This is a genomic window from Bartonella sp. A1379B (assembly GCF_002022485.1).
Taxonomy (GTDB): domain Bacteria; phylum Pseudomonadota; class Alphaproteobacteria; order Rhizobiales; family Rhizobiaceae; genus Bartonella; species Bartonella rochalimae.
In genome coordinates this window covers 1,344,924-1,366,169 of the sequence record NZ_CP019780.1, presented here as the reverse complement: position 1 = coordinate 1,366,169, position 21,246 = coordinate 1,344,924, and the positions used below count along the sequence as shown (strand labels likewise).

Annotated in this window: 16 protein-coding genes and 1 tRNA gene; 8 read left to right on the top strand and 9 right to left on the bottom strand. The window is 34.2% G+C overall.

The window, feature by feature from the left end; translation table 11 throughout:
• The first annotated feature begins 484 nt into the window (after nt 1–484).
• The 3 genes from BA1379B_RS05960 to BA1379B_RS05950 all read left to right on the top strand — a co-directional run bounded on the left by BA1379B_RS05960 (nt 485) and on the right by BA1379B_RS05950 (nt 3,235).
• Nucleotides 485–1,408 (top strand): site-specific tyrosine recombinase XerD, encoded by a 924-nt coding sequence (locus tag BA1379B_RS05960; RefSeq protein WP_035006446.1) that lies wholly within the window; start codon nt 485–487, stop codon nt 1,406–1,408.
• A 92-nt stretch (nt 1,409–1,500) separates the two neighbouring features.
• Complete coding sequence (locus BA1379B_RS05955; RefSeq protein WP_035006447.1) at nt 1,501–2,457, top strand: acetyl-CoA carboxylase carboxyltransferase subunit alpha; 957 nt, start codon at nt 1,501–1,503, stop codon at nt 2,455–2,457.
• Between the two features lie 28 nt (nt 2,458–2,485).
• Nucleotides 2,486–3,235 (top strand): L,D-transpeptidase family protein, encoded by a 750-nt coding sequence (locus BA1379B_RS05950; RefSeq protein WP_078674052.1) that lies wholly within the window; start codon nt 2,486–2,488, stop codon nt 3,233–3,235.
• Nucleotides 3,236–3,331: 96 nt separating this feature from the next.
• Here the strand turns inward: BA1379B_RS05950 and BA1379B_RS05945 are convergent, their stop codons facing one another.
• The 3 genes from BA1379B_RS05945 to BA1379B_RS05935 all read right to left on the bottom strand — a co-directional run bounded on the left by BA1379B_RS05945 (nt 3,332) and on the right by BA1379B_RS05935 (nt 6,421).
• Nucleotides 3,332–4,393: a CobW family GTP-binding protein gene (locus BA1379B_RS05945; protein WP_078674051.1), complete on the bottom strand. Its 1,062-nt coding sequence runs from the start codon at nt 4,391–4,393 to the stop codon at nt 3,332–3,334.
• 8 nt (nt 4,394–4,401) lie between these two features.
• Nucleotides 4,402–5,508 (bottom strand): D-alanyl-D-alanine carboxypeptidase family protein, encoded by a 1,107-nt coding sequence (locus tag BA1379B_RS05940; RefSeq protein WP_035006448.1) that lies wholly within the window; start codon nt 5,506–5,508, stop codon nt 4,402–4,404.
• Between the two features lie 97 nt (nt 5,509–5,605).
• Nucleotides 5,606–6,421, bottom strand: coding sequence for a lysophospholipid acyltransferase family protein (locus BA1379B_RS05935; RefSeq protein ID WP_078692506.1), 816 nt, complete (start codon nt 6,419–6,421; stop codon nt 5,606–5,608).
• 115 nt (nt 6,422–6,536) lie between these two features.
• On the opposite strand from BA1379B_RS05935, the gene thiD reads away from it, so the two are divergent.
• Nucleotides 6,537–7,397 (top strand): bifunctional hydroxymethylpyrimidine kinase/phosphomethylpyrimidine kinase, encoded by an 861-nt coding sequence (gene thiD / locus BA1379B_RS05930; protein WP_078674049.1) that lies wholly within the window; start codon nt 6,537–6,539, stop codon nt 7,395–7,397.
• A gap of 51 nt (nt 7,398–7,448) precedes the next feature.
• Here thiD and BA1379B_RS05925 read toward each other — a convergent pair.
• Together BA1379B_RS05925 and BA1379B_RS06755 are read right to left on the bottom strand one after the other, a co-directional pair.
• Nucleotides 7,449–7,523, bottom strand: a tRNA-Gly gene (locus BA1379B_RS05925).
• Nucleotides 7,524–7,950: 427 nt separating this feature from the next.
• The gene (locus BA1379B_RS06755) at nt 7,951–8,109 is read right to left on the bottom strand and encodes a hypothetical protein (protein ID WP_153300834.1); all 159 of its coding nucleotides are present in this window, start codon (nt 8,107–8,109) and stop codon (nt 7,951–7,953) included.
• A 1,209-nt stretch (nt 8,110–9,318) separates the two neighbouring features.
• On the opposite strand from BA1379B_RS06755, the gene holA reads away from it, so the two are divergent.
• Nucleotides 9,319–10,362 carry a DNA polymerase III subunit delta gene (holA, locus tag BA1379B_RS05920; protein WP_035006452.1) on the top strand — a complete coding sequence of 348 codons (1,044 nt, stop codon included), beginning with the start codon at nt 9,319–9,321 and terminating at the stop codon, nt 10,360–10,362.
• 1,016 nt (nt 10,363–11,378) lie between these two features.
• Here the strand turns inward: holA and BA1379B_RS05915 are convergent.
• Nucleotides 11,379–13,424: a hypothetical protein gene (locus BA1379B_RS05915; RefSeq protein WP_078692505.1), complete on the bottom strand. Its 2,046-nt coding sequence runs from the start codon at nt 13,422–13,424 to the stop codon at nt 11,379–11,381.
• Nucleotides 13,425–14,889: 1,465 nt separating this feature from the next.
• On the opposite strand from BA1379B_RS05915, the gene tsaD reads away from it, so the two are divergent.
• Nucleotides 14,890–15,984 (top strand): tRNA (adenosine(37)-N6)-threonylcarbamoyltransferase complex transferase subunit TsaD, encoded by a 1,095-nt coding sequence (tsaD, locus tag BA1379B_RS05910; protein ID WP_035006453.1) that lies wholly within the window; start codon nt 14,890–14,892, stop codon nt 15,982–15,984.
• Between the two features lie 36 nt (nt 15,985–16,020).
• Nucleotides 16,021–16,443, top strand: a complete 423-nt coding sequence (locus BA1379B_RS05905; protein ID WP_078692504.1) for an EVE domain-containing protein — start codon at nt 16,021–16,023, stop codon at nt 16,441–16,443.
• A gap of 2 nt (nt 16,444–16,445) precedes the next feature.
• Here the strand turns inward: BA1379B_RS05905 and BA1379B_RS05900 are convergent, their stop codons facing one another.
• On the bottom strand, nt 16,446–17,009 hold the full coding sequence (locus BA1379B_RS05900; RefSeq protein ID WP_035006456.1) for a L,D-transpeptidase family protein: 564 nt from the start codon (nt 17,007–17,009) through the stop codon (nt 16,446–16,448).
• A 67-nt stretch (nt 17,010–17,076) separates the two neighbouring features.
• Here BA1379B_RS05900 and BA1379B_RS05895 point away from each other — a divergent pair, with 67 nt between their 5' ends.
• Nucleotides 17,077–17,757, top strand: a complete 681-nt coding sequence (locus tag BA1379B_RS05895) for a response regulator transcription factor (protein ID WP_035006457.1) — start codon at nt 17,077–17,079, stop codon at nt 17,755–17,757.
• 60 nt (nt 17,758–17,817) lie between these two features.
• Here BA1379B_RS05895 and BA1379B_RS05890 read toward each other — a convergent pair whose 3' ends face one another.
• Nucleotides 17,818–18,588 carry a class I SAM-dependent methyltransferase gene (locus BA1379B_RS05890; protein WP_235692220.1) on the bottom strand — a complete coding sequence of 257 codons (771 nt, stop codon included), beginning with the start codon at nt 18,586–18,588 and terminating at the stop codon, nt 17,818–17,820.
• 231 nt (nt 18,589–18,819) lie between these two features.
• A complete protein-coding gene (locus BA1379B_RS05885) occupies nt 18,820–21,237 on the bottom strand; it encodes a TIGR02302 family protein (protein ID WP_078692503.1) in 2,418 nt (805 codons plus the stop codon).
• Between the last annotated feature and the right edge of the window lie 9 nt (nt 21,238–21,246).

Genomic DNA, 21,246 nt, shown 5'->3' with positions numbered 1-21,246 from the left:
ATTTTTCATAAGTTTAAAAGAATTCAGAAATTGTTGTTTGTGCTGCTTTTTCGATTTCTTGATCAGTATCATAAATAAAGTAAATTATACATAATAACGACATGTTTTTTAATCATTGATTTTTCTGCACTCATGAGACCGGCCAGTATGAGTGTTTAACAATTAAGATACAGTAACAGTTGATTTTTTATTTATGTTGTGGGGATATTTTAAAATAATTATTATTCATGATTTTATTTCGATATTTATTTATCTTAAAGTTAAGACCTGTTAATCTTTATCAGATACGATAGAAAATTAAGATTTTTTTGGAATAGTTTATTTTCATGCCAACATTAACTCGATTTTTAATAATATTTTTCATTTTAATTATTATTTTTTTTAGCATTATGGTTGCACTTGTGGTTTATGTTGAACCAGTGACCGTGGATATAAATGTTGATGTGCCTTTAGATTTATTAAAGGAATCTTCGAAAGAAAATACATGAAAAATGATGCTGTCATAGATCGTTTTCTTGAAATGATGAGTGCGGAGCGAGGGGCTTCTGTTTGTACACTTTTAGCTTATCAACATGATTTACAATGGGCACAAAATAAATTATCTTCGCACTCTATTTCGTTTTTTTCGGCGCAAAGAGAAGATTTAATCAATCTTTTATCTCTCATGCAGAAAGCTGGTTGCGCAGCAACTTCACAAGCGCGTCGGTTATCAACTTTACGTCAATTTTTTCAATTTCTTTATGCTGAAGGATTAAGAGAAGATGACCCTTCTAGTGATATTGATTCACCACGTCAAGGACGTCCTTTGCCGAAAATTATCAGTGAAGATGCGATGGCAAAATTATTAGATTTTGCGCAATTGGAGACAGAGCAAGCAGAGTCTGGAACCCAGAATTATTACCGTGCTTTGCGTTTTCAGGTGTTGCTTGAAATGCTTTATGCGACGGGATTACGTATCAGTGAGTTAGTTAGTCTTCCAGTTCAAGCTGTGCGAGGAAAAGAGCAATTTATTTTGGTTCGCGGGAAGGGTGAAAAAGAGCGAGTGGTACTTTTATCAGAGAAAGCACGTCAAATTCTGTTGCAGTGGTTGAGTGTGCGTGATCAGAGAAAAGATGCAACAAGCATTTACCTTTTTCCTGCTCGTTCATCTACTGGATATATTGCACGCCAATTTGTTGCTCGCGGATTAAAAGATCTCGCTAAAAGAGCAGGGATACAAAGTGAAAACTTTTCTCCTCATGTATTGCGCCATGCTTTTGCAAGCCACCTGTTGCAAAATGGTGCTGATTTGCGTGCGGTTCAACATTTGTTAGGTCACCGTGATATTTCTACAACTCAAATTTATACACATGTATTGGAAGCTAGGTTGCATCGTTTGGTTAATGAGCATCATCCGCTTGTTGATTAGTGTAAGGTCAGGTAAAGAAAAGATGATCTTTTGAAAAATACTTTATAAAATAAATTATAAGTGTATAAATTATACAAAACAAGTTGGATGCAATGTATAATTATCTTGATTTTGAAAAACCAGTTGCTGATCTTGATCTGCAAATTCTTGAATTAAAAAAAATCGCTCAGGAAAAGGATAGCCTTAATATGAGTGATGAGATTGCACGTCTTGAAACGCGTTCTCAAACAGCTTTGAGAGATCTCTATAAAAAATTATCACCATGGCAAAAAACACAAGTAGCTCGTCATCCTGATAGACCTCATTTTATGGATTATTCAGCGCAATTGTTGACTGATGTTACACCTTTGGCAGGTGATCGTAAATTCGCTGAAGATGCAGCTATTCAAGCTGGTTTTGCACGCTTTAGAGGTGAAGCAATTGCTTATATAGGTCAAGAAAAAGGGCATGATACCCAAACCCGCTTGCACCATAATTTTGGTTCTGCACGTCCAGAAGGATATCGCAAAGCTGTTCGTATTATGGAATTGGCTGATCGTTTTCAATTACCATTACTGACTTTTGTTGATACGGCGGGCGCTTATCCTGGTGTGAGTGCTGAAGAACGTGGGCAGGCAGAGGCAATTGCACAATCAACAGCTGCAACTTTACGCTTAAAGGTCCCTGTTGTTTCCGTTATTATTGGAGAAGGAGGTTCTGGGGGAGCGATAGCAATTGCGGCAGCTAATAAAGTTTATATGTTGGAGCACTCGATTTATTCGGTTATTTCACCAGAAGGTGCAGCTTCTATTTTATGGCGCGATTCAACTCGTGCAAAGGATGCTGCGACGAATATGCGCATTACTGCTCAAGATCTTTATAAGTTACAGATTATTGATGGTATTATTCCTGAGCCTTTGGGAGGAGCACATAGAGGAAAAGAAATTGTAATTGAAGCAACAGGTAATATTATTTCAGACGCTTTAAAGTCTATGGCTGGTAAAGATGGTGAAATTATTAAACAAGAGCGTTGGGAAAAATATCTTCAGATTGGTCGTTCTTTGAATTAATATATTTACTGTCAAGGACCTTTTTTAAATGAAATTAAAGAGATTGTTTTCAGCAGTGCTTTTTATTCTAACTGGAATGTTAATGGCATGTCAGGAGAGGTTACCTACTTCTTTCAAAGCTAAAATTGAACAATCATTGCCTCGAGAAATCCTCAATAAAATGGCTATGAACGATATTGATCAGTATGCACCAATTATGATGCGATTTTTTAAGGAAGATAATATTGCTGAAATTTGGAAACAAAATCGTTCAGGAGTATTTGTTCTTGTTGTAAGTTATGACATTTGCAAATGGTCAGGTCAGCTTGGGCCTAAATATCGAGAAGGCGATTTTCAAGCTCCAGAAGGTTTTTATACCGTTCAGGAAAACCAAATGAACCCTTATTCGAAATATTATCTTTCTTTTAATATAGGTTTTCCTAATCTTTATGATCAGATTCATGGCCGTACAGGGAGCTATCTTATGGTTCATGGAGCTTGTTCTTCTGTAGGCTGCTATTCAATGAATGACAGGAATATGGCACAAATCTATGCCTTTGCACGGGATGCTTTTAAAGGCGGGCAAAAAGAGTTTCAGTTACATGCTTTTCCTTTTCGTATGACTGATGCTAATATGCAACGTCATTATACAAGCCCTCATTATGAATTTTGGATGATGCTCAAAGAAGGCTATGATTTTTTTGAAACAAATCGTAAACCTCCCAAAATTACTGTTTATGATAAACGTTATGTTTTTGAACATTTTATTGATGAAGATTCAGTTGCTATGGCTTTCTAAGGATGAGCTATATTAAGAATATACAATTTTTCAGTTATAAGAATAATATAACGTGAATTGTATGTAAGCAGTTGATTTGTTACTGTGCAAAGGAGATTAAAATTTTACTCCTGGAATGAGTAAAGGATTATCTAAAATAGCAGTTTTGTCTGGAGTATCTAGTGCTGGTTTATTTAAACAAGCATCAAAGAGTTTTTGTATTGCCTTTTTTTCAACACTATGAGTAATGATGACAAAGCGAGTTTTTGTAATGCCTTTTGGCCACTTTGGAAGCCTTATTGGTGGATGAAAAAATGTTTGTACACCATGAAGAATAAGTGGACTATGTGGATTATCGTGCAATGCGATAATGGCTTTTATACGGAGTAATTTTTCACCATAAAGATCTTTTAAGAGGTTGAGAAAAACTTTTAACGTAGCAAAGTGAATCGGTTCATTACAATCTAATGAAAAAGCGCGAAAATTTTGATAATGAGAATGATCATGTGGAACAGTGGGAAGCCATTTTTTTAGCTCTATGTTACCTTCTTTTTTATTCCGAATTATTTTATTTATTAATTCATGTGAGTTGCATTGATCAGAATGGGAAATGATGATTTGTGCCGTGGGATTAAGAGCTTTGAGTTTGTTGGTGAGAAAATCTAGGGGAATTATATGATCAATAAGATCAGTTTTTGTAAGGATAATTTTGTCAGCAAAAGCGAGTTGTTTTTGTATTTCAGGATGAGATTCAAGAATAGGAGGAGAGTTTAATACATCAAATGTTGTAATAACAGCATCAATCTCTAATGCTTGAGTTAAAATAGGATGGTTTAAAAGAACTTGTAAAATAGAAGCAGGATCAGCTAAACCCGTTGTTTCAATTATAATGCGATTGAATTTTTTGAGATATTTTTTTTGAGTATGATCAATTAAATCAACTAATGTATCGACTAAATCACTGCGCAAATTACAGCATAAACAGCCGTTTGTTAATTCAATAATTCCTTCTGTTGCTTTTTCAACAAAAAGATGGTCAATGTTTATTTCACCGAATTCGTTAACGATAACAGCACTGTTAGCTAAGAGAGGATCTCGAAGCAAATAATTAAGCAAAGTTGTTTTACCAGAACCTAAAAAACCGGTGATGAGAGTGACAGGAATACGTGTTGTTTGCATTTGAAATATTAAATGTGGTTGACTGCTTTTATCATAGGAGGTGAATAGGGAGGTCGTTTATATGGGATGGGAATTTCTCGTACTATTTTTCCATTGATTTTCAATATCTTCGGTGCGCTGATGAGCTTTACTTGCAAAGGAAGAATGGAGGAAGGTAAAGCGGTAATGAAAGGCGAGGTGAGAATAATATTTCCTTCTTCATCATAAGAATTTAGACGCATTTTTATAGCTTCAGGTGTACATATTTGTTGTCTCATATCGGTTATTTGTGATATTTTCGTACCATAAGGTTCTAATGTTGCTAATGTTGATTGAGGAGATCCTTTGTCCGAAAATCCTGCATTGAGCAATTGTGCTGCTTTTTCTTCTCTTTTATTGATGCTCTCCGATCCTAAAATAACAACGATAATTGTTCGCTTATTTCTGGTTGCTGAAGCGACAAGATTGAAACCGGAAGCACAAATAAATCCCGTTTTCATGCCATCTATGCCATCAAAACGACCAATAAGATTATTTGAATTAGATTGAATTTTTTTTCCATTGCCAAAATCAATGGCTGGAATAGAGAAATAATGAGTATATTGCGGAAATTCTCGGCGGATTTGAACCGCTAAAAGAGCCATATCCCGTGCTGTGGAGTAATTATTTGGATTTGGTAATCCACTTGTATTTGTAAAATTGGTTCCAAACATACCTAGACGTCGAGCTTCTGCATTCATTTGTTTTACAAAAGCTTCTTGTGAACCCGAAATAGCTTCACTTATAGCAATAGCTAAATCATTTGTGGATTTAACCAAAGTAATTTTTAAGGCCGTATCAAGTGTAAGAACAGAACCAGCTTTATAACCTGAATTAATAGCAGGCGCTTGCGCTGCATTTTTGCTGATGGTGATATGCTTGTGGGGTGAAATTTTTCCTGTGCTCATGGCTCGGAAAATAATATAAGTCATCATTAGTTTTGTTAAAGAAGCAGGATACCAACGTTCAAAAGCTTGATTATGCTTTAATATGCGTCCAGTTGTGGCATCAACAGAGATGAAAGGATGGGCTAAACTTAGAGAGCTCATTATACTCAGAATAAAAAAGAAAAAAAGTGTGTAGAAGAGTTGATGCATAAAATAAATTCCCCCATTATTTTGACATTATAAGTGGTTTGGCATTGTTGGAGTTTTATTGTAAAGATTTTTGTTTATTCATAAAGAGGATGAATCTTTAATTACGTACAGGTCCTTTCCAATGATGGCCAAGCATTTGAAGTCTTTGAACAGCAGAGGGTGGCATAGGAGGAGGATTAGGGTCTTGAGCAGCTAATAGGAGTAATTCATCACAAGCTTTTTCTGTTTTTTGAATGAGTTGATCTAGAAAATCACGTTTATTTAAACCAGCTTTGATAGGAGGAAGAATACGAACACGGATTGTTCCTGGATAGCGACGAAAATTATTACGTGGCCAATATAAGCCAGCATTGTGGGCAATAGGAACAACTTGAAGTTTAAGCTCATTGTAAAGAGCAGTAATTCCTGGTTTATAATCTGGATCTTGACCAGGTTGTTTACGCGTTCCTTCAGGAAAAATGAGAATTTCGCGCCCCTGCTTCGCTTTTTGTTTTGCATTGTGTAAAATGATTTTGAGGGCTTTAATAGGACTTGTCCGGTTAATCGGAATAACTTGTGTTTTTGCCATGTACCAACCGAAAAGAGGGATCCACATTAATTCACGTTTGATAATAAGGGCGGGATCATCAAAATAGGGAACAAGGCTAAAAGTTTCCCATGCGGATTGATGTTTTGGAGCAATGATGTAAGACCCACTGGGAAGATTTTCTATACCTTCAATTTCATAGTCTGTTCCAGCAATATGTTTTTGTAAAAACAATGTAATACGTGCCCACATTTTAGGCACAATCCATGCTTGTTTACGCGGCATTAAGAAATAGAAAGGCGCGTAAAAAATCATCTGTACAAAAGTTGTTATGTAAAAAACAAATGTAAAAAGAAGAGAGCGAAAGATAAGCACTACATTTCCCATTTCATGTCCATCAAGAAATTCTATTTATAATGCAATTTATATGAGAAAACATCTTTAATTAAAACTTTTTCAAATACTCCTTTTAAAATATTTAAAATTATAAGGAAAGAACCATATGACATTACAGAGTAATAAAAGTAAGTTTATTCCACGGATTTTATCCATTGCGGGTACTGATCCTTCTGGTGGTGCTGGAATGCAAGCCGATTTAAAGGTTTTTTCGGCAATGAAAGCTTATGGTATGAGCGTAGTTACAGCTGTTGTTGCACAGAATACACAGGGTGTGCGTGCTTTTCAGGCATTGGATGCTTCTTTTGTTGCTGATCAAATTGATTCGGTTTTTGAAGATATTCATGTAGACGCCGTCAAAATTGGAATGGTGGCGAATGCTCAGATTGCACAGATTATTGCAGAACGTTTGGCTCATTATAAAGCTCGTTTCATTGTTTTTGATCCGGTTATGGTGGCAAAGAGTGGAGATGTTCTGTTGAAGCCTGATGCGATTGAAGTTATTCGTAGTGTTCTTATTCCCATGTCAACGTTGATTACACCAAATTTACCTGAGGCAGCAATATTGTTGAATCATGAAGTGCAATGGTCATTAGATGCTATGTATCAGCAAAGTCCACAACTTTTGGCATTGGGGTGTGGTGCTGTTTTATTGAAAGGAGGGCATTTAGATGTTCTTGCTTGCAAGACTACAAATTATTACGATCTTTCTAGTCCTGATATTTATTGTGATTCCAAGGGTGTTGTAATGCTGGAGGCTTTCCGTTTCGGTACAACCAATAATCACGGCACAGGTTGTACTCTTTCGGCTGCGATTGCAGCACTCTTACCTAAGGAACCTTTATTTGATGCAATCAAAAGAGCTAAAAATTATTTAAATAGCGCTTTATTTGCTTCAAGTACTTTAAACGTAGGAAAAGGACGTGGTCCACTTCATCATTTTTGTGAACTTTGGGATCATAGATAAGAAAGACTCTTCAAAAAGTTTATAGTTTAAAAATAAGTTTACATTCACTAATGGAGCGGGCGATGGGATTCGAACCCACGACCCCAACCTTGGCAAGGTTGTGCTCTACCCCTGAGCTACACCCGCTTAAAAATTTGAACCACTTTTTACCTAAACAGTCTCTGTATGGCGTAGGCTTTTCCGAATTGCAACAAAAAAATAACGTTTCAGTAGATTTATTTTTTTGTTTTTTAAAAATAAGAGTAAAAATTGATTTTGAAAATGCTTAAGCTCATTAAGCTCTACAATTATTTTATACGCAACAGTAATATGATCGTATTGAGAATGGTGAGATAGTCTGATGTTGTCATTATTATTTTGGATATCAGTGCTTTTTCTTTTGCATAATTTGTTGATTTCAATTTATTTTTTAAGATGTGAAATAAGATCTTAAATGTGCTTCTACATCGTCTCATGAATGAATAGTTCTTTTTTCATTTTTATAAACTCTTTAATCTTTATGACTTGATTTATTAAATATGTTATCAAATCATAGAAGTGTTTATCATATTTATTATATTTTAAGATTTGTTTTGCTCAATTGATACTGACCATATTGAAATCTTTCTGATCCAAATACATTGGAAACCAACTGATACAAGAAATACTTTTCCTTCTTTTCTACATTTCGTAAGTCGTCGGTTTGATTAGCATCTGTATGAACAGAATTCATAATAACTTGCTCTCCTATACCACCTCTTCCATAGATATGTGCTCTATCTGTCTGTGTTTGGCAATCAACAATCCAGTCGTTGGTTAAATTTCTACTTTAGATTGTGATAGTACGCATTTTTATGGTCAGCATGACTGATTTTCCCAATAACAATCGTATTCATTAAACGCTTTTTTAAATCTGTGATTTTTTTATCACGACGTTTGAGCATGATTGTTTCCTAATGGGGTGATATTTGTTTTTATTTCTTGTTCCTGTTTCAGTGATTAAAATCGACAAAAGCTCATTTTCTGCCGTAAAAATATTCATCAAATAGGTACCTTTTTGTCTATTTGAACTAAACGAGCAAAGACTTTTAAAATTAGCTCTATTTGAGATGCAATATTTATTTGTGGCAAAGGGGGAAAATTCATTAAAGAGAGTTTTGGTAATTTATTTAAAAAGTTTTGTAATGAAGCCAGTATTAAAAAATCAGCTCGTGGTTTGAAAAAATTAGTGGTAGCAAGAGCTGCAAACTTAGATAAGACAGTTTTTATTACACTTCAAAGTATTTTTTTGCTGGATAGGTGGTAATATAATTGCTCTTTATATAAAAAGCACTGATTGCAAAAGGCTTGTTATCAAAACGGTAGAAAAGTATCTAAAAGGTGAAAAGTAGGATAAAAAACATAATAAAATCAATAATTATAAAATCCTTTCCCTTTAAATAAGATATTGATTTTGCCTTTTGGCATGGAAATTTGATAAAAGTAAAAAATCAAATGAGCGTTGTTCTCTGATAAAGGATTGTAAATCACTAGAAACAGTCATTTTGCGCTATAAAAGTATTGAATGGAATCTAATATATCTTCAGAATCACTACACAATGCCTTTAAGAGGCACTATCAAGAAAATTGTAGATTTCTCCTTTTTAGATAAGGTTTTATTATTTTATGTGATTTCTTGAGTATTCGTTCAGAAATAGCTGATTTTGTGATATTTTTAACTAACTAAATAAATATTAAGAGGAAATTGTTATTAGAGTGGTGAATTCCGTACATTAGATTTTTGATTATAGAAATCAGATTTTGCTTTTGCTTAGCGTAAGGTCATTTTGGACAGTTAGTGAAGAAAGAGTGTAAAAAATGTAAGATAGAGGTAGTGAAATTGGACTATTTCAGAAGATTTGTGATAAAGTTTTTGATGATGTATTTTTAATGGATTAATATTTTGGCTCAGAAAAAAGCACATGAAGTTGATCAGTTTTTAAAACATTTTTCGCGTTCTTTTCCTATCGTTTTAATTTATGGACCGGATCGTGGTCTTGTTTGTGAGCGTGCACAACGTTTTGCCAAGCTCTCTCAGGTGGCAATAGAAAATCCTTTTTCCACTGTTCGCTTAGATGCAGCTGAAATCGATAAAGATCCTGCGCGATTAGGCGATGAAGCACGCACTTTATCGCTCTTTGGTGGTGATCGTTTGATATGGATATCTAATGGTGCTAACCAAAAAGGCTTTCTTAAGGCGCTTAAACTTTTAATAACAGAACCACCAGAAGCCAGTTTTATTTTAATTGAAGCGGGTGATTTAAAAAAAGGAGTAGGATTACGCAATATTATTGAAACAGCATCAACAGCAATTGCTTTGCCTTGTTATGCAGATAATGCCCATTCTCTTGATATCTTGATTGATGAGATTTTAGATGAATTCAATGCAACTCTTTCTTTGGAAGCGCGTCAATATTTGCACCAAAATATCGGAGAAGATCGTCTTGCATCACGGAGTGAATTGGAAAAGTTGTGTCTTTATACCTTAAAGAAGGCTCATATTGCTTTTGAAGATGTAAAAGCTATTGTTAGCGATGTGAGTGCTCTTTCTCAAGATGAAGTAATTGATGCTGTTTTACTAGGAGATTTAGCGAGTTTTGAAATTTATTTTAGCCGTTGTTGTGCTGTAAACAATACATCTTTTTTTGTTTTAAATACGGCTCAAAGGCATTTTCAACAATTACAGCTTTTACGTTATCAAGTAGAAATTGAAGGTAAAACTCCTTTTATAGTCATTTCTCAGGCGCAACCACCGATTTTTTTTCAAAGGAAAAAAATAGTTGAACAAGCCTTAAAATATTGGAACTTAGAGAAAATTTTGTATGCAATGAAAAAAATACAATCAGCTATTTTAGAAAGTCGTAAAAATCCACTTTTAAGTGAAGTAATCATTCATCAAGCCTTACTGAAACTGACGATTATTGCAAAGCATCAGAATAATTTTTAGGATATCTGACTGTATTTACATCAGATTTTGGTGGTATTTATATGAGCATGTATAGTAGAAATTTTATAGGGGAAGTTTTGCTTTCTCAATTATTATATATAATACGGCGCCGTTAGTTTGTTATATTCCATCATACAACAAACCACTTTGCTAATTTTTAGAAGGCTATGAATACTGTTCAATCATATGATATTTAGGAAGTTAATGACAGATATTATGTGCTACTTAATGACGTTCATTAGCTGATGCTGCCTTTAGATTGATAATTATTGCTTGTTTATTAGTATGATATAAAAAATATTAGCTACCGTTTGCTTGTCTATATTAAGAACTAATGATAAATTACTTAACTCCCCTAATATCCGAAAAATAATTGCATAAATTATTTTATACATCATACGAACGCTTTGTTGGTAATATCGTTAAGAATATTTATGTAATTGCCTTCTCATATCAGATTTTCAAAAATAGAGATTTTTTGTTATCAAATCTTCTAGGTCCATATTTTTATCAGAGTTTTTAGGAGAAGAATTTCTCTCATAAACAAGCTATAATTTGTTGTGATATATCTAAAATTTAAAAACATATCAGCTAAAACTTCACTCAGTTCAAATACTACGCTTGTATGAGCTATCACTGATTTGAAGAGCTCCTTCTGATTTAATTTTGTACAAAATAACACTGTAGCTTAAAACCACTTGTTTGAGACTCTTTGTATTTATTATTGTTATAATAATATACCCCCTATCAAAAACAGTATTATTTATTGTCTAATTTATTAACTGCTTTTAAGCAGTAATTGGATAAAAACTAAAATACTGTAAAAATATAACCTATCGGACGTAAAGATAGAGTATTTTCTGATACTTATTTTTTATACTTTTTCATAGTTCCGTAACTAGACTTAACAATTTTTTCTTTTTTAATTTAGCTTTTATAGTTTCTAGTATATATTTTATTTCTTAATATAAAAAGCTTTATATAACATTCACTTTCATATTTGCATACTGATATATTTACACAGTAAGATTTTGTGTATTTTTAATAAAAACATTAGAAGTTTTGGCAAAGCCGTTCTTTATTATGATATTCTCAGCCTTTTGGACCTCAGCCTTTTGGACCTCAGCCTTTTGGACCTCAGCCTTTTGGACCTCAGCCTTTTGGACCTCAGCCTTTTGGACCTCAGCCTTTTGGACCTCAGCCTTTTGGACCTCAGCCTTTTGGACCTCAACCTTTTGAACCTCAGCCTTTTGAACTATATTAATTTCATTAATCATATAAGCTTTTTGAGCACTAAGATTTATAATCTCTCTCTCATTAAGAACGTTAGTTATGTTCTCATTAAAAGCTTGTATTTTGCTTGCATCAAAAACTTTTTCTTCTTTTTCATGGAGAATTTTCATCTGGTTCTCATCATGAAGAAATTGACTGCCGTCAATTGCTTCATTATTAAAAAAACGTTTATCAACAATCTCAGCCTGACCAAAAACTTTCATTTGGCCTGCAATTAAGGTTTCTCCTAAAATTTTTACTTCACCGAAAATTCTAGCATGTCCATAAATTTTAGCACAACCATAAACTTCAGCATTTTCGGTAATTGCAGCAAAGTCATAAATTTTTGCTTCATCAAATATTTTACTATTACCGAAAATCTGAGATTTTCCGAAAACGCAAGCATTGCCAAAAATATTGGCAGACTCCCAAACTTCTGCAAATTCGTAAACTCTGGCTTGACCAGAAATTTTGACTTGACCAGAAATTTTGACTTGACCAAAAATTTTAGCATTTTCGAAACATTCGACCGCTTCACTAATCACAGCATTTCCATAAATCTGTGCATTACCATACACCTTAGCTTTTCCCGCAATTATGGATTTCTCAAAAACTTGAGCATTTTCATAAATCATAGCTTCGTTATAAACTTCAGCATTACCACAAACCTTGGCAGTATCTGAGATTATACTACTACCATAAACTTTGGCATTTCCCCGAACTTCGGCATTGCTCTTAATCTGAGCATTGTGAAAAATCTTTACATTTTCATTAACTACAGCACTTCCATAAATCTGTGCATTACCATAAATGTTAGCATGGCCATTAACTGTGGCATTTTCATAAATTTTGGTATTTCCATAAATCTTAGCGTGACCAGAAACTTGTGCATTATTCGCAATTATTGCATTGTCGTAAATCTTTCCACCACTAACCAAAGCATTGTGGTAAATAGCAGCATTTCCATAAATCTTGCTATGTCTAAAAATCCTGGAATTACCAGAAATTATGGTATTACCATAAACTTTACTGTTGCCAAAAACTTCGCTTTGCTCCTTAATCTGAGCATTACCATAAACTTCAGCTTTGCCGTGAACTCTACTTTTGTCAGTAACAAGAGCATTCTCATAAATCTCGGCATGGTCAAAAATCTTTACATAGTCATTAATCTTAGCTCTACCGTGAATTTTTGCATTATCATAAACGTCGGTATATCCACAAACTTGAGCGTGTCCATAAACGCTTGCCTGACCATGAATTTTAGCATCGCCAATAATGTTAGACTTGCCATAAATTCGAGCATTACCGTAAATTTTGGCAGATTGAGAAATACGAGCTTTATTATGAATTTGGGCATTTCCATAAACTTTGGCATTATCATACACTTTAGCATCTTCGTAAACTCTAGCGTTTCCAAAAACCTTAGCGTTGCCGTAAATCCAACAATCACCCTGTTGTGATAAATTTGATTCATTTTCAATAAAACCGCCAAGATCGCCCTCTGTTACATTTCCAAAAGATCTAACGGCTATAATACGATAAGGTGCAGGATTCTCTCCTGTTAATATACAGCGATATTTTGTTTTTTCGATTTCTATTGCAAGCTCTTTTTTTAATTTTGATGAAAGCTCTTTGGTTGAAGGAATGCTGTCTTTTAATTTTGATGAAAGCTCTTTGGGTGAAGGAATGCTATCTTTTAACTTTGATGAAAGCTCTTTGAGTAAAGGAATGCTGTCTTTTGATTTTTGTAACAGTTTTTCTGCTGAAGCAATTTTCTTTTGTGAGGGCATATTAAATCCTTTAACATACTTAATCCCCACCCAATTAATTAAATATAACAATATAATAAATTTTCAGTAGAAATTATTATATTATTTAAGATAAGAAGTTACCTTAAAGATAATTTACAATCAAGTTGAAAATATGTTTTATCAATTATTTATTTTTGGTTGTTGCTAAATTACAAATAATTCATTGAAGTGGTTTTAATGGGTAAGTTATATTGCTAACTGCTTCAACAGGATAATAAGTAGCATTATTAGTGATCTTTTTTGTTTTGTGAAGTTTTAAAATTGTCGCTGCATTACTCATTTGAAGAGAGACCGATTATTTGCAATATTCTTATAGGATTAAAGAAAAATATTTTTTATTATAAGTGTTAACAGACTGCTCTCTGTATTTCTAAATTATAATGAGTTTCCTTTCTGTAATGCAGTAAAATGCTTGCAGATTAGAAATATTTGTAAATTTAGGATCTTCTTTTGCAAAGATTACTCGATCGTTTATATTTGCATAATTCTTTTGTAAATTGCTTATTTTCGTTTAACTGTAATAAATGTTAAAAAATCTTCAATACCTTATTTAATATAGGAGATACGATATAATTCTTTAAGAAAAGTTGTTGGTATGATCGTCATAATAAGGACATATAATTTTCTAAATGCAAAAGCTTATAGATCTGTTTAGAATGATTTTTTGACTTATTATCTCAGGAAAAGCAATTAAAATCTCAGGAAAAGCAATTAAAATGTGCTCATTTGTCATTGGTAATTATCACGCTGTCGTGAGCCATTTCTTTGTAGAATTTATAAGAAGATGACGGTGTTTCTTATGTGTATTAACTCAGACATTAGCGTTCTCATATTCATATAAATAAAGTGAGAAGTATTGATTATTCTATTATGTAAGAGCTCTTCATAAATCTGTACTCTCAAAAAGTATGTAATATACGGCGTAATTGATGCAATTATTCTTTTCCTATGAGGATGACGATGATTTATGATTATTTTTAAGTATGAAGAAGCAATTGTAACCAAATAATTAGTAATCTGAGGGCAGAATTTTTTGAAATTGGTTCAATTTAGGAAACATATAACATTTATAGCCCATCCTACAAATATTATTAAGTCAGTATAATGTGTATATTTTACTTTTCCAGAAAATCAAATAAATGATTTACTTGATGGTGAAATAAATCAAATTAAAGCGTCACATTTTATGCGACTGAATCATTGTCATAAAGTATTTTATAAGAGTATAGAGATTGTACAAAACTTTATAAATATATGCAAAAAGCATTAGGTCTAATCATTTTTTTGATGAGTGCAAAAATTGCTCCCATAGTTCTTATAAGGTATAGAGTGAAATCTATTTATTTTCAGATCGATTAATTTAAAGGTGAAATTCTTTGCATCTTTATTTATTCATGATACGTGTATGCTTTAAGATATTTCATAATATGAGATTTGGCCTAAAATGCGTTTGTTGGGAATAGAAACAAGTTGTGATGAAACAGCAGTCGCTGTTATTGAGCACAACAATAAGGGAAAAAGCCGTATTCTTTCCAATATTGTTTGGAGCCAAATTGACCACCACGCGCCTTATGGTGGTGTTGTTCCTGAAATTGCTGCACGCGCTCACATTGAAATTCTTGATGGTTTAATTCTTCAAGCGCTTACAGACGCTGATCTGAAACTCAAAGATATTGATGCCATTGCAGCAACAAGTGGTCCTGGTTTGATAGGAGGACTTTTAGTTGGGCTCATGAGTGCAAAAGCACTAGCTTTTGCTACCAGAAAGCCTTTTATTGGCGTCAATCATCTAGAAGGACACGCTTTGACAGCTGTTTTAACGCATAATGTTAATTTTCCTTATTTATTGCTCTTAGTTTCAGGGGGGCATACTCAAACAATCCTTGTTCATGAGGTGGGGAATTACCAGCGTTTAGGAACCACTATTGATGATGCATTAGGAGAAGCTTTTGACAAAACCGCAAAACTCTTAGGTCTTTCCTATCCTGGTGGTCCAGCACTTGAAAAAGCTGCTTTATTGGGGGATAAAAATCGTATTTCTCTTCCACGACCTTTGAAGGGTGATAAGCGGTTAGATTTCTCCTTCTCTGGTCTTAAAACGGCTGTTCGGCAAGTTGCAACAGCTATGGCACCTTTAACAGAAAGTGATGTTTCCGATATTGCTGCAAGTTTTCAAGCAGCTGTTATCGATATATTGCAGGATCGCGTTGGTCTATCGTTACAACAATTTATCAACCATTATCCGTTTTCTCGTCATGAGGCATCTCCTCTCCCTGCTTTAGTTGTTGCTGGAGGAGTCGCAGCTAATCAAGCTATTCGTTCTAGTTTGCAAAAGCTTGCTCATCAACACGGTTTTGAATTTATTGCTCCACCTCTTTCTTTATGTACGGATAATGCTGCAATGATTGCTTTTGCTGGTGCTGAACGTTTAGCACGGGGACAAGTAAGTTCTCTTGATATCGGACCTCGATCACGCTGGCCATTAGATGAAAAATCTCTTCCTTTAGTCGGGACAGGGCGTCGTGGAGTAAAAGTATAAATCTGGAAACTTATTAAAGTTTATAAAGGAAATTTTATGGCTTATTGGCTTTTCAAATCTGAACCTTCTAAGTGGTCGTGGGACATGCAAAAACAAAAAGGATTTGATGGTGAACAATGGGATGGTGTGCGCAATTATCAAGCACGCAATAATATGCGCGCTATGAAATATGGCGATAAGGGTTTTTTTTATCACTCAAGTCAAGGACTAGAAATAGTTGGTATTGTGGAAGTATGCGCTGAAGCACATCCTGATTCTACTAGTTCAGATCCACGCTGGGAGTGTGTAGATATTCGTGCTATTTGTGATATACCAAATCCCGTTTCATTAAAACAAATTAAAGCTAATCCAAAATTAAAAAATATGATGCTGGTTAAAGCTATGCGCTTATCGGTACAATCAGTTACAGAAGATGAATGGAAAGAAATCTGTTCTATGGGAGGATTAAAAGTAGCATAGCTTTAACCTAAAATAATAATTTTTGTTTGCCGATTAATATAAGGTAAAATACGTTGCATATCACGATATGAAAGTGCGATACATCCTTCTGTTGGCGTATAATTATTTTGTGCTAAATGTATGAAAATAGCACTTCCTTTTGCCATCTTTCGTTCTGTAATATTCCAATCTAGAATAAGGCCCATATCATAGAGGCCATCTTCACGTTGCATCTTTTCAGCACTTTTTGGATAAGGAAGACGTACCAAACGATTATAATTGGCATCTCCACTTGCATCACACCAACCGTCGTGTGCTTGAATATGCCGGATTGCTAAAATTGAACGTGGGAAATAACGGTAAAAATTATTGCGAAATCCCCCTAAACAACGCATATTGGCTAAAGGAGTAGCACCATCACCTTCACGTTTAAAAGCAGAGATACCAGCTCGCCCTAAAGCACAAAAAAAGCGATGCTGACCAATACACAGAATACCCCGTGTCTGCATACCTGTTTGTCGACGGATAACAATAGAAGAAACAAAAGCTTGTTTTTTATATATTTTCTTTTTTAATGTCACTTGCAAGCAATCCTATTTTCATGAAATTATTCTTTCTTCAATCTTAGTGAAAATACATCTTATAGGAAAAAAAATGAAGGACTATACCCTTTTAATCGTTGTGGATGATAACGATCTTCGTTCTATTCTTGTAGAACAATTGCAAATTCATAAAGAGTTTGAAGTGCTTCAAGCAAAAACTACTGAAATAGGGATTATAGTGGCTCAAAAAGACAATGTTGATCTCGCTATTTTTGATGTAGAACTTCCCGATCTCGATGGTCGTGAAGCTGTAAAAAAATTACGCTCCCAAGGATTTCGTGCTCCCATTATTATGATGACTCATTGTGATACAGATTGCGATACTATTTTAGGTTTTAAAATGGGTGTTAATGATTATGTGACAAAACCTTTTCGTTTTTCAGTGCTTTTAGCTCGTATTCGCGCCCAATTGCGCCAATATGAACACAATGAAGATTCTTTTGATCTTGGTCCTTATATTTTTAAACCTAGAGAAAAATTCCTTATTGATCAGCAGAACAATATAATTAACCTTACAGAAAAAGAAACAGCAATTCTTAAATATCTTTATGAGACTAGAGATAAAATTGTAAGTCGTGAAACATTATTGGAACACGTTTGGGGCTACAACGCAAATATTATCACGCATACATTGGAAACCCATATTTATCGTTTGCGTAAAAAAATCGAAAAAGATCCTTCTAAAGCAAAAATTCTTGTTACCGATCATAATGGATATCGTTTGAATCTTTAATTGTGCTGGAGGCGCGCTGTTTGAAATACAATTCAGATAACATTGTTCTAAGATAAAAATTTAGATTAAAGTGGTCTGTCTCTTTGTACATGTTTGTGGTGTTAGTGTAGGAATAAAAATGCGTCGCGACTGATGACGTTGCACAAAAGAACCTTGATAGACATGTTTTTCTGCTGAACACATTAAAAGTCCACCAAAATAAGGAAAAATATGACTTGCTAATGATTCATAAAAAAATGAACATAACCGCGATATACAGTTTAAAGAGGGCATATAATGGACAATTTCTTGTACTGATTCAGTAATAAAATTGGTTTCTTTCAATAAACGAACTATTTGTTGTCGGCTATAAGATTTGCCATAACCAAAAGGTGTACGATCATTACGTGCCCATAATCCATAACGATTAGGAACAATAACAATAAGGCGACCATTAGGAATCAAAACACGCCATATTTCGTTTAGTGTTTCGTATGAATTTTCTGTATATTCAAGTGCATGTATTAATAAAATGCAATCAATCGAAGCATCCGGAAGAGGCAAATCTTCTTCAAAAACAAGTGCTGTAGCAACTTTATCGGGATAAGGCCAAGGTGATGCTCCTTGACTAGCAGGCATAAAAGCACAACACTGCTTTGCACGTTTACGCAATGCAGAAAGATAAGGAAGTGTATAGCCAAGGCCCATAACTCGTTTATCTATAAGATCAGGCCAACAGACATTTAACTGATCATAAACTGTCATTTGCATACGCATACCAAGCGTAGAAGTATAAAAATCTTTTAATGTAATTATATCCAATTTAAAATACCGTTTAGAAGCAAATTTCAAGTATCGCAAGTTTTCACACACTTAAATTTATATGGAATTCTGCTTTTTTGTCTCAAGAAGAAAAATCTTAATCTTTAATTTCCTTCATCCGAATGATTTTAAAAGCATGGGGAAAAAGTTATTTTATCGTCTCCTTTATTATAAGTAATTAACTTTATTATTATCTGTAGTGCTTTTTTATTGCATAATAATTTGCACTATATTTTCAAAATAGTCGCAAAAATTTTTTCTTCAATTAAAATGAAGTAATCTTTCAAGATAATTCTTTTCTTCTTCTGAAATATACTCATTGCTAAGGCGTTTGCGAATTTCATCCAAAATTTGCCGTGCGCGCATTCTATCATTTGCTTTTGGTTCAATTACACCTTCTTGTTTTTGGTCAATTTCTGAGGAGAGTGGACGCCCTAATGGATCTTTACGGTTATGAATGGCATTCTGATTATTTTTTTCTTTATTGAGCATGTTACGCATCTTTTTTAATACATTTTGTGCGCCTTGTCGTAAAGCTTCTAAAGCATCTGATTGATTTTGTATTGACAATTCATAGTCTTGCTTATCAAAAGCATCTCTTGCAGAATTCATTTTCTCTTCTGCTTCTTTCAGGTCATCACTTGATTCAAATCCTTCTGCTGTCAATTCTTTTTTCAATATTGATAATTCAGATTGCAACTCATTTTGGCGTTCTTTTAAGGATTCACTCTGTACTTTGGGCGTACTGTTTCCATGTTGCTGATCTGTTTTTAAATTGTGTGTATCATTAAGAATTTCTTGCTGACGACGCATTAAATCACCAAGTTGATCTATTTTTTCTTTCATTTGTGTCGTTTGATTTTTGTTTTGCCCGTTTGTTTGATGACTTTTCCGTATTTGCAAATGATCAAGTGTTTGTTCAATTTCAGCTAAAAGTTGTTCCGCTGCAGAAGAAGAACCCATTTTAGCCATTTCTTCCATTGAATTCAGTTTATTTTGTAATGTATCTATAGAGAGATTAGCCTCTCTTGAATCTTTATCTTCTGGTGCTTTTTCAGCTAAAGCATGGATATAATCATTTACAGCTTGTCGTAAATCTGCCATAAGTCGCTCGATTTCAGCAGCAGAAGCACCATGCTGCAATGCATCACGGAGAGCAGCTTGTGCTTGTTTTAATCTCTGTTGAGCAGACTCGAGCTGATTATCTTCAATACCTAAAGCAATTGTCCATAAATAATCAACGACATCTCGCAATTGATCCTCTGTTTGTGCCATAGAAAGCCTTGTCCATGCACTCTGTAAAAGAAGAAAATGAGTTGTATTTTGAAGACCATTTTCTGGACGTAAAAGCAAAGCAGAAATCATATCAAGTACATGCTCGCGTTTAGATGCGTTAAGAGCCAATAAACGACGTTGTTCATTGATTGCACGTGCAACAGGATTTGCAAAAATGCGCTCTGGTAACGTCATGATAAAAGTTTTACTGCGTCCCTGTTGGTCAGCACCATCTTGTACTATCAAAGTAATTTTTACTTCTGAACCAGCCCACGGATGGCCTGATAAATCTTGCACTGTCCGCATTTTACCTTTTCCACCACGTGCTAAAAGAAGTTTTATTTCAGGTGCTTTATAAAGGGGAGAACTATTTTTTTCTTGATCAAAAAAAGGTTCTATTTCAACAAAAGCATTTGTAGCTCCATAATCATCATCCATTTCATACTGCAATTCTAATGATCCAGATAAAATTCTTCCTGGTTTTTCTAACCAATGAATCGTTGGTAATTGATCTTTAATCATGCGTAAATGCCATTGTTGTTGCTTATGGCGCGACGCTAAAGATAAATAAATTGAACGCTCTAAGTGTGTTTCAAAACGAATAATTGAATTATTTAAAGCCGGTTGTTCGTTCTTCTTAGTAAGTGAAATTTTCTGGCCATCTTCTTCAGAGATTGCTGTTACTGTAACACCAGCACCATTGACAATACGTACAACAACCTCACTACCTTCAGGAATTGTAAATTGTGTTGTTTCATTTTGCGTTAAATAAATGGGTGCAACTCCTGTATAAGCAGGTGGTGTAACCCAAGCATCAACGCGCATTAATGTTTTATCAACGGTAGGACGAAAATCAAATGCATCTGCTAAACGTCCGCCTGATGAACCAAAAGAAAAACTAAAAGCACAAACACAAAATAGAATAAATAAAGCTCTAAGAGCCATGGGATCGTAGGAAGCACTCCTGAGATAAATTAATCCAATTCGCAAATGATGCAATTGTTCTGCCATACGGCGCTGATGTTCACGCCAAATATTTGTAGTTGTATCTTCTTCATCTTCAAAGTGTAAACGATCTTTTTGAACATTGAGAGGTTGGTGTTTGAGATTATTTGTTTTTTCGATATGGTCATTAATATCTTTGATTGTGGGCAAACGGAAACCGAAAAGCAGAAAAAGACTCCCCGTTGCTATAAAAAGCACGAGCCATAGAAGAAATAAATGCGCCCAATAACCAAGAGCATTGAAAATGCCAAACCAACTCAGCGAATATAAAAGGCTCAGAGCAAGAAAAAAGGGTAATAATCGTGGCCATATTCGCTCACAAAATAGGATACACCAAACAAGAATGCGCACAAACAAAAGCTTTAGTTCTGAAAAACTTTTGATGTTTTTATTGTTCATAGATAAATA

Excerpts from the sequence above, each read along its gene's own strand:
- BA1379B_RS05960 (WP_035006446.1), top strand. The coding sequence starts at position 485 with ATGAAAAATGATGCTGTCATAGATCGTTTTCTTGAAATGATGAGTGCG.
- BA1379B_RS05955 (WP_035006447.1), top strand. The coding sequence starts at position 1,501 with ATGTATAATTATCTTGATTTTGAAAAACCAGTTGCTGATCTTGATCTG.
- BA1379B_RS05950 (WP_078674052.1), top strand. The coding sequence starts at position 2,486 with ATGAAATTAAAGAGATTGTTTTCAGCAGTGCTTTTTATTCTAACTGGA.
- BA1379B_RS05945 (WP_078674051.1), bottom strand. The coding sequence starts at position 4,393 with ATGCAAACAACACGTATTCCTGTCACTCTCATCACCGGTTTTTTAGGT.
- BA1379B_RS05940 (WP_035006448.1), bottom strand. The coding sequence starts at position 5,508 with ATGCATCAACTCTTCTACACACTTTTTTTCTTTTTTATTCTGAGTATA.
- BA1379B_RS05935 (WP_078692506.1), bottom strand. The coding sequence starts at position 6,421 with ATGGGAAATGTAGTGCTTATCTTTCGCTCTCTTCTTTTTACATTTGTT.
- thiD (WP_078674049.1), top strand. The coding sequence starts at position 6,537 with ATGACATTACAGAGTAATAAAAGTAAGTTTATTCCACGGATTTTATCC.
- BA1379B_RS06755 (WP_153300834.1), bottom strand. The coding sequence starts at position 8,109 with ATGAATTCTGTTCATACAGATGCTAATCAAACCGACGACTTACGAAAT.
- BA1379B_RS05915 (WP_078692505.1), bottom strand. The coding sequence starts at position 13,424 with ATGCCCTCACAAAAGAAAATTGCTTCAGCAGAAAAACTGTTACAAAAA.
- tsaD (WP_035006453.1), top strand. The coding sequence starts at position 14,890 with ATGCGTTTGTTGGGAATAGAAACAAGTTGTGATGAAACAGCAGTCGCT.
- BA1379B_RS05905 (WP_078692504.1), top strand. The coding sequence starts at position 16,021 with ATGGCTTATTGGCTTTTCAAATCTGAACCTTCTAAGTGGTCGTGGGAC.
- BA1379B_RS05895 (WP_035006457.1), top strand. The coding sequence starts at position 17,077 with ATGAAGGACTATACCCTTTTAATCGTTGTGGATGATAACGATCTTCGT.
- BA1379B_RS05885 (WP_078692503.1), bottom strand. The coding sequence starts at position 21,237 with ATGAACAATAAAAACATCAAAAGTTTTTCAGAACTAAAGCTTTTGTTT.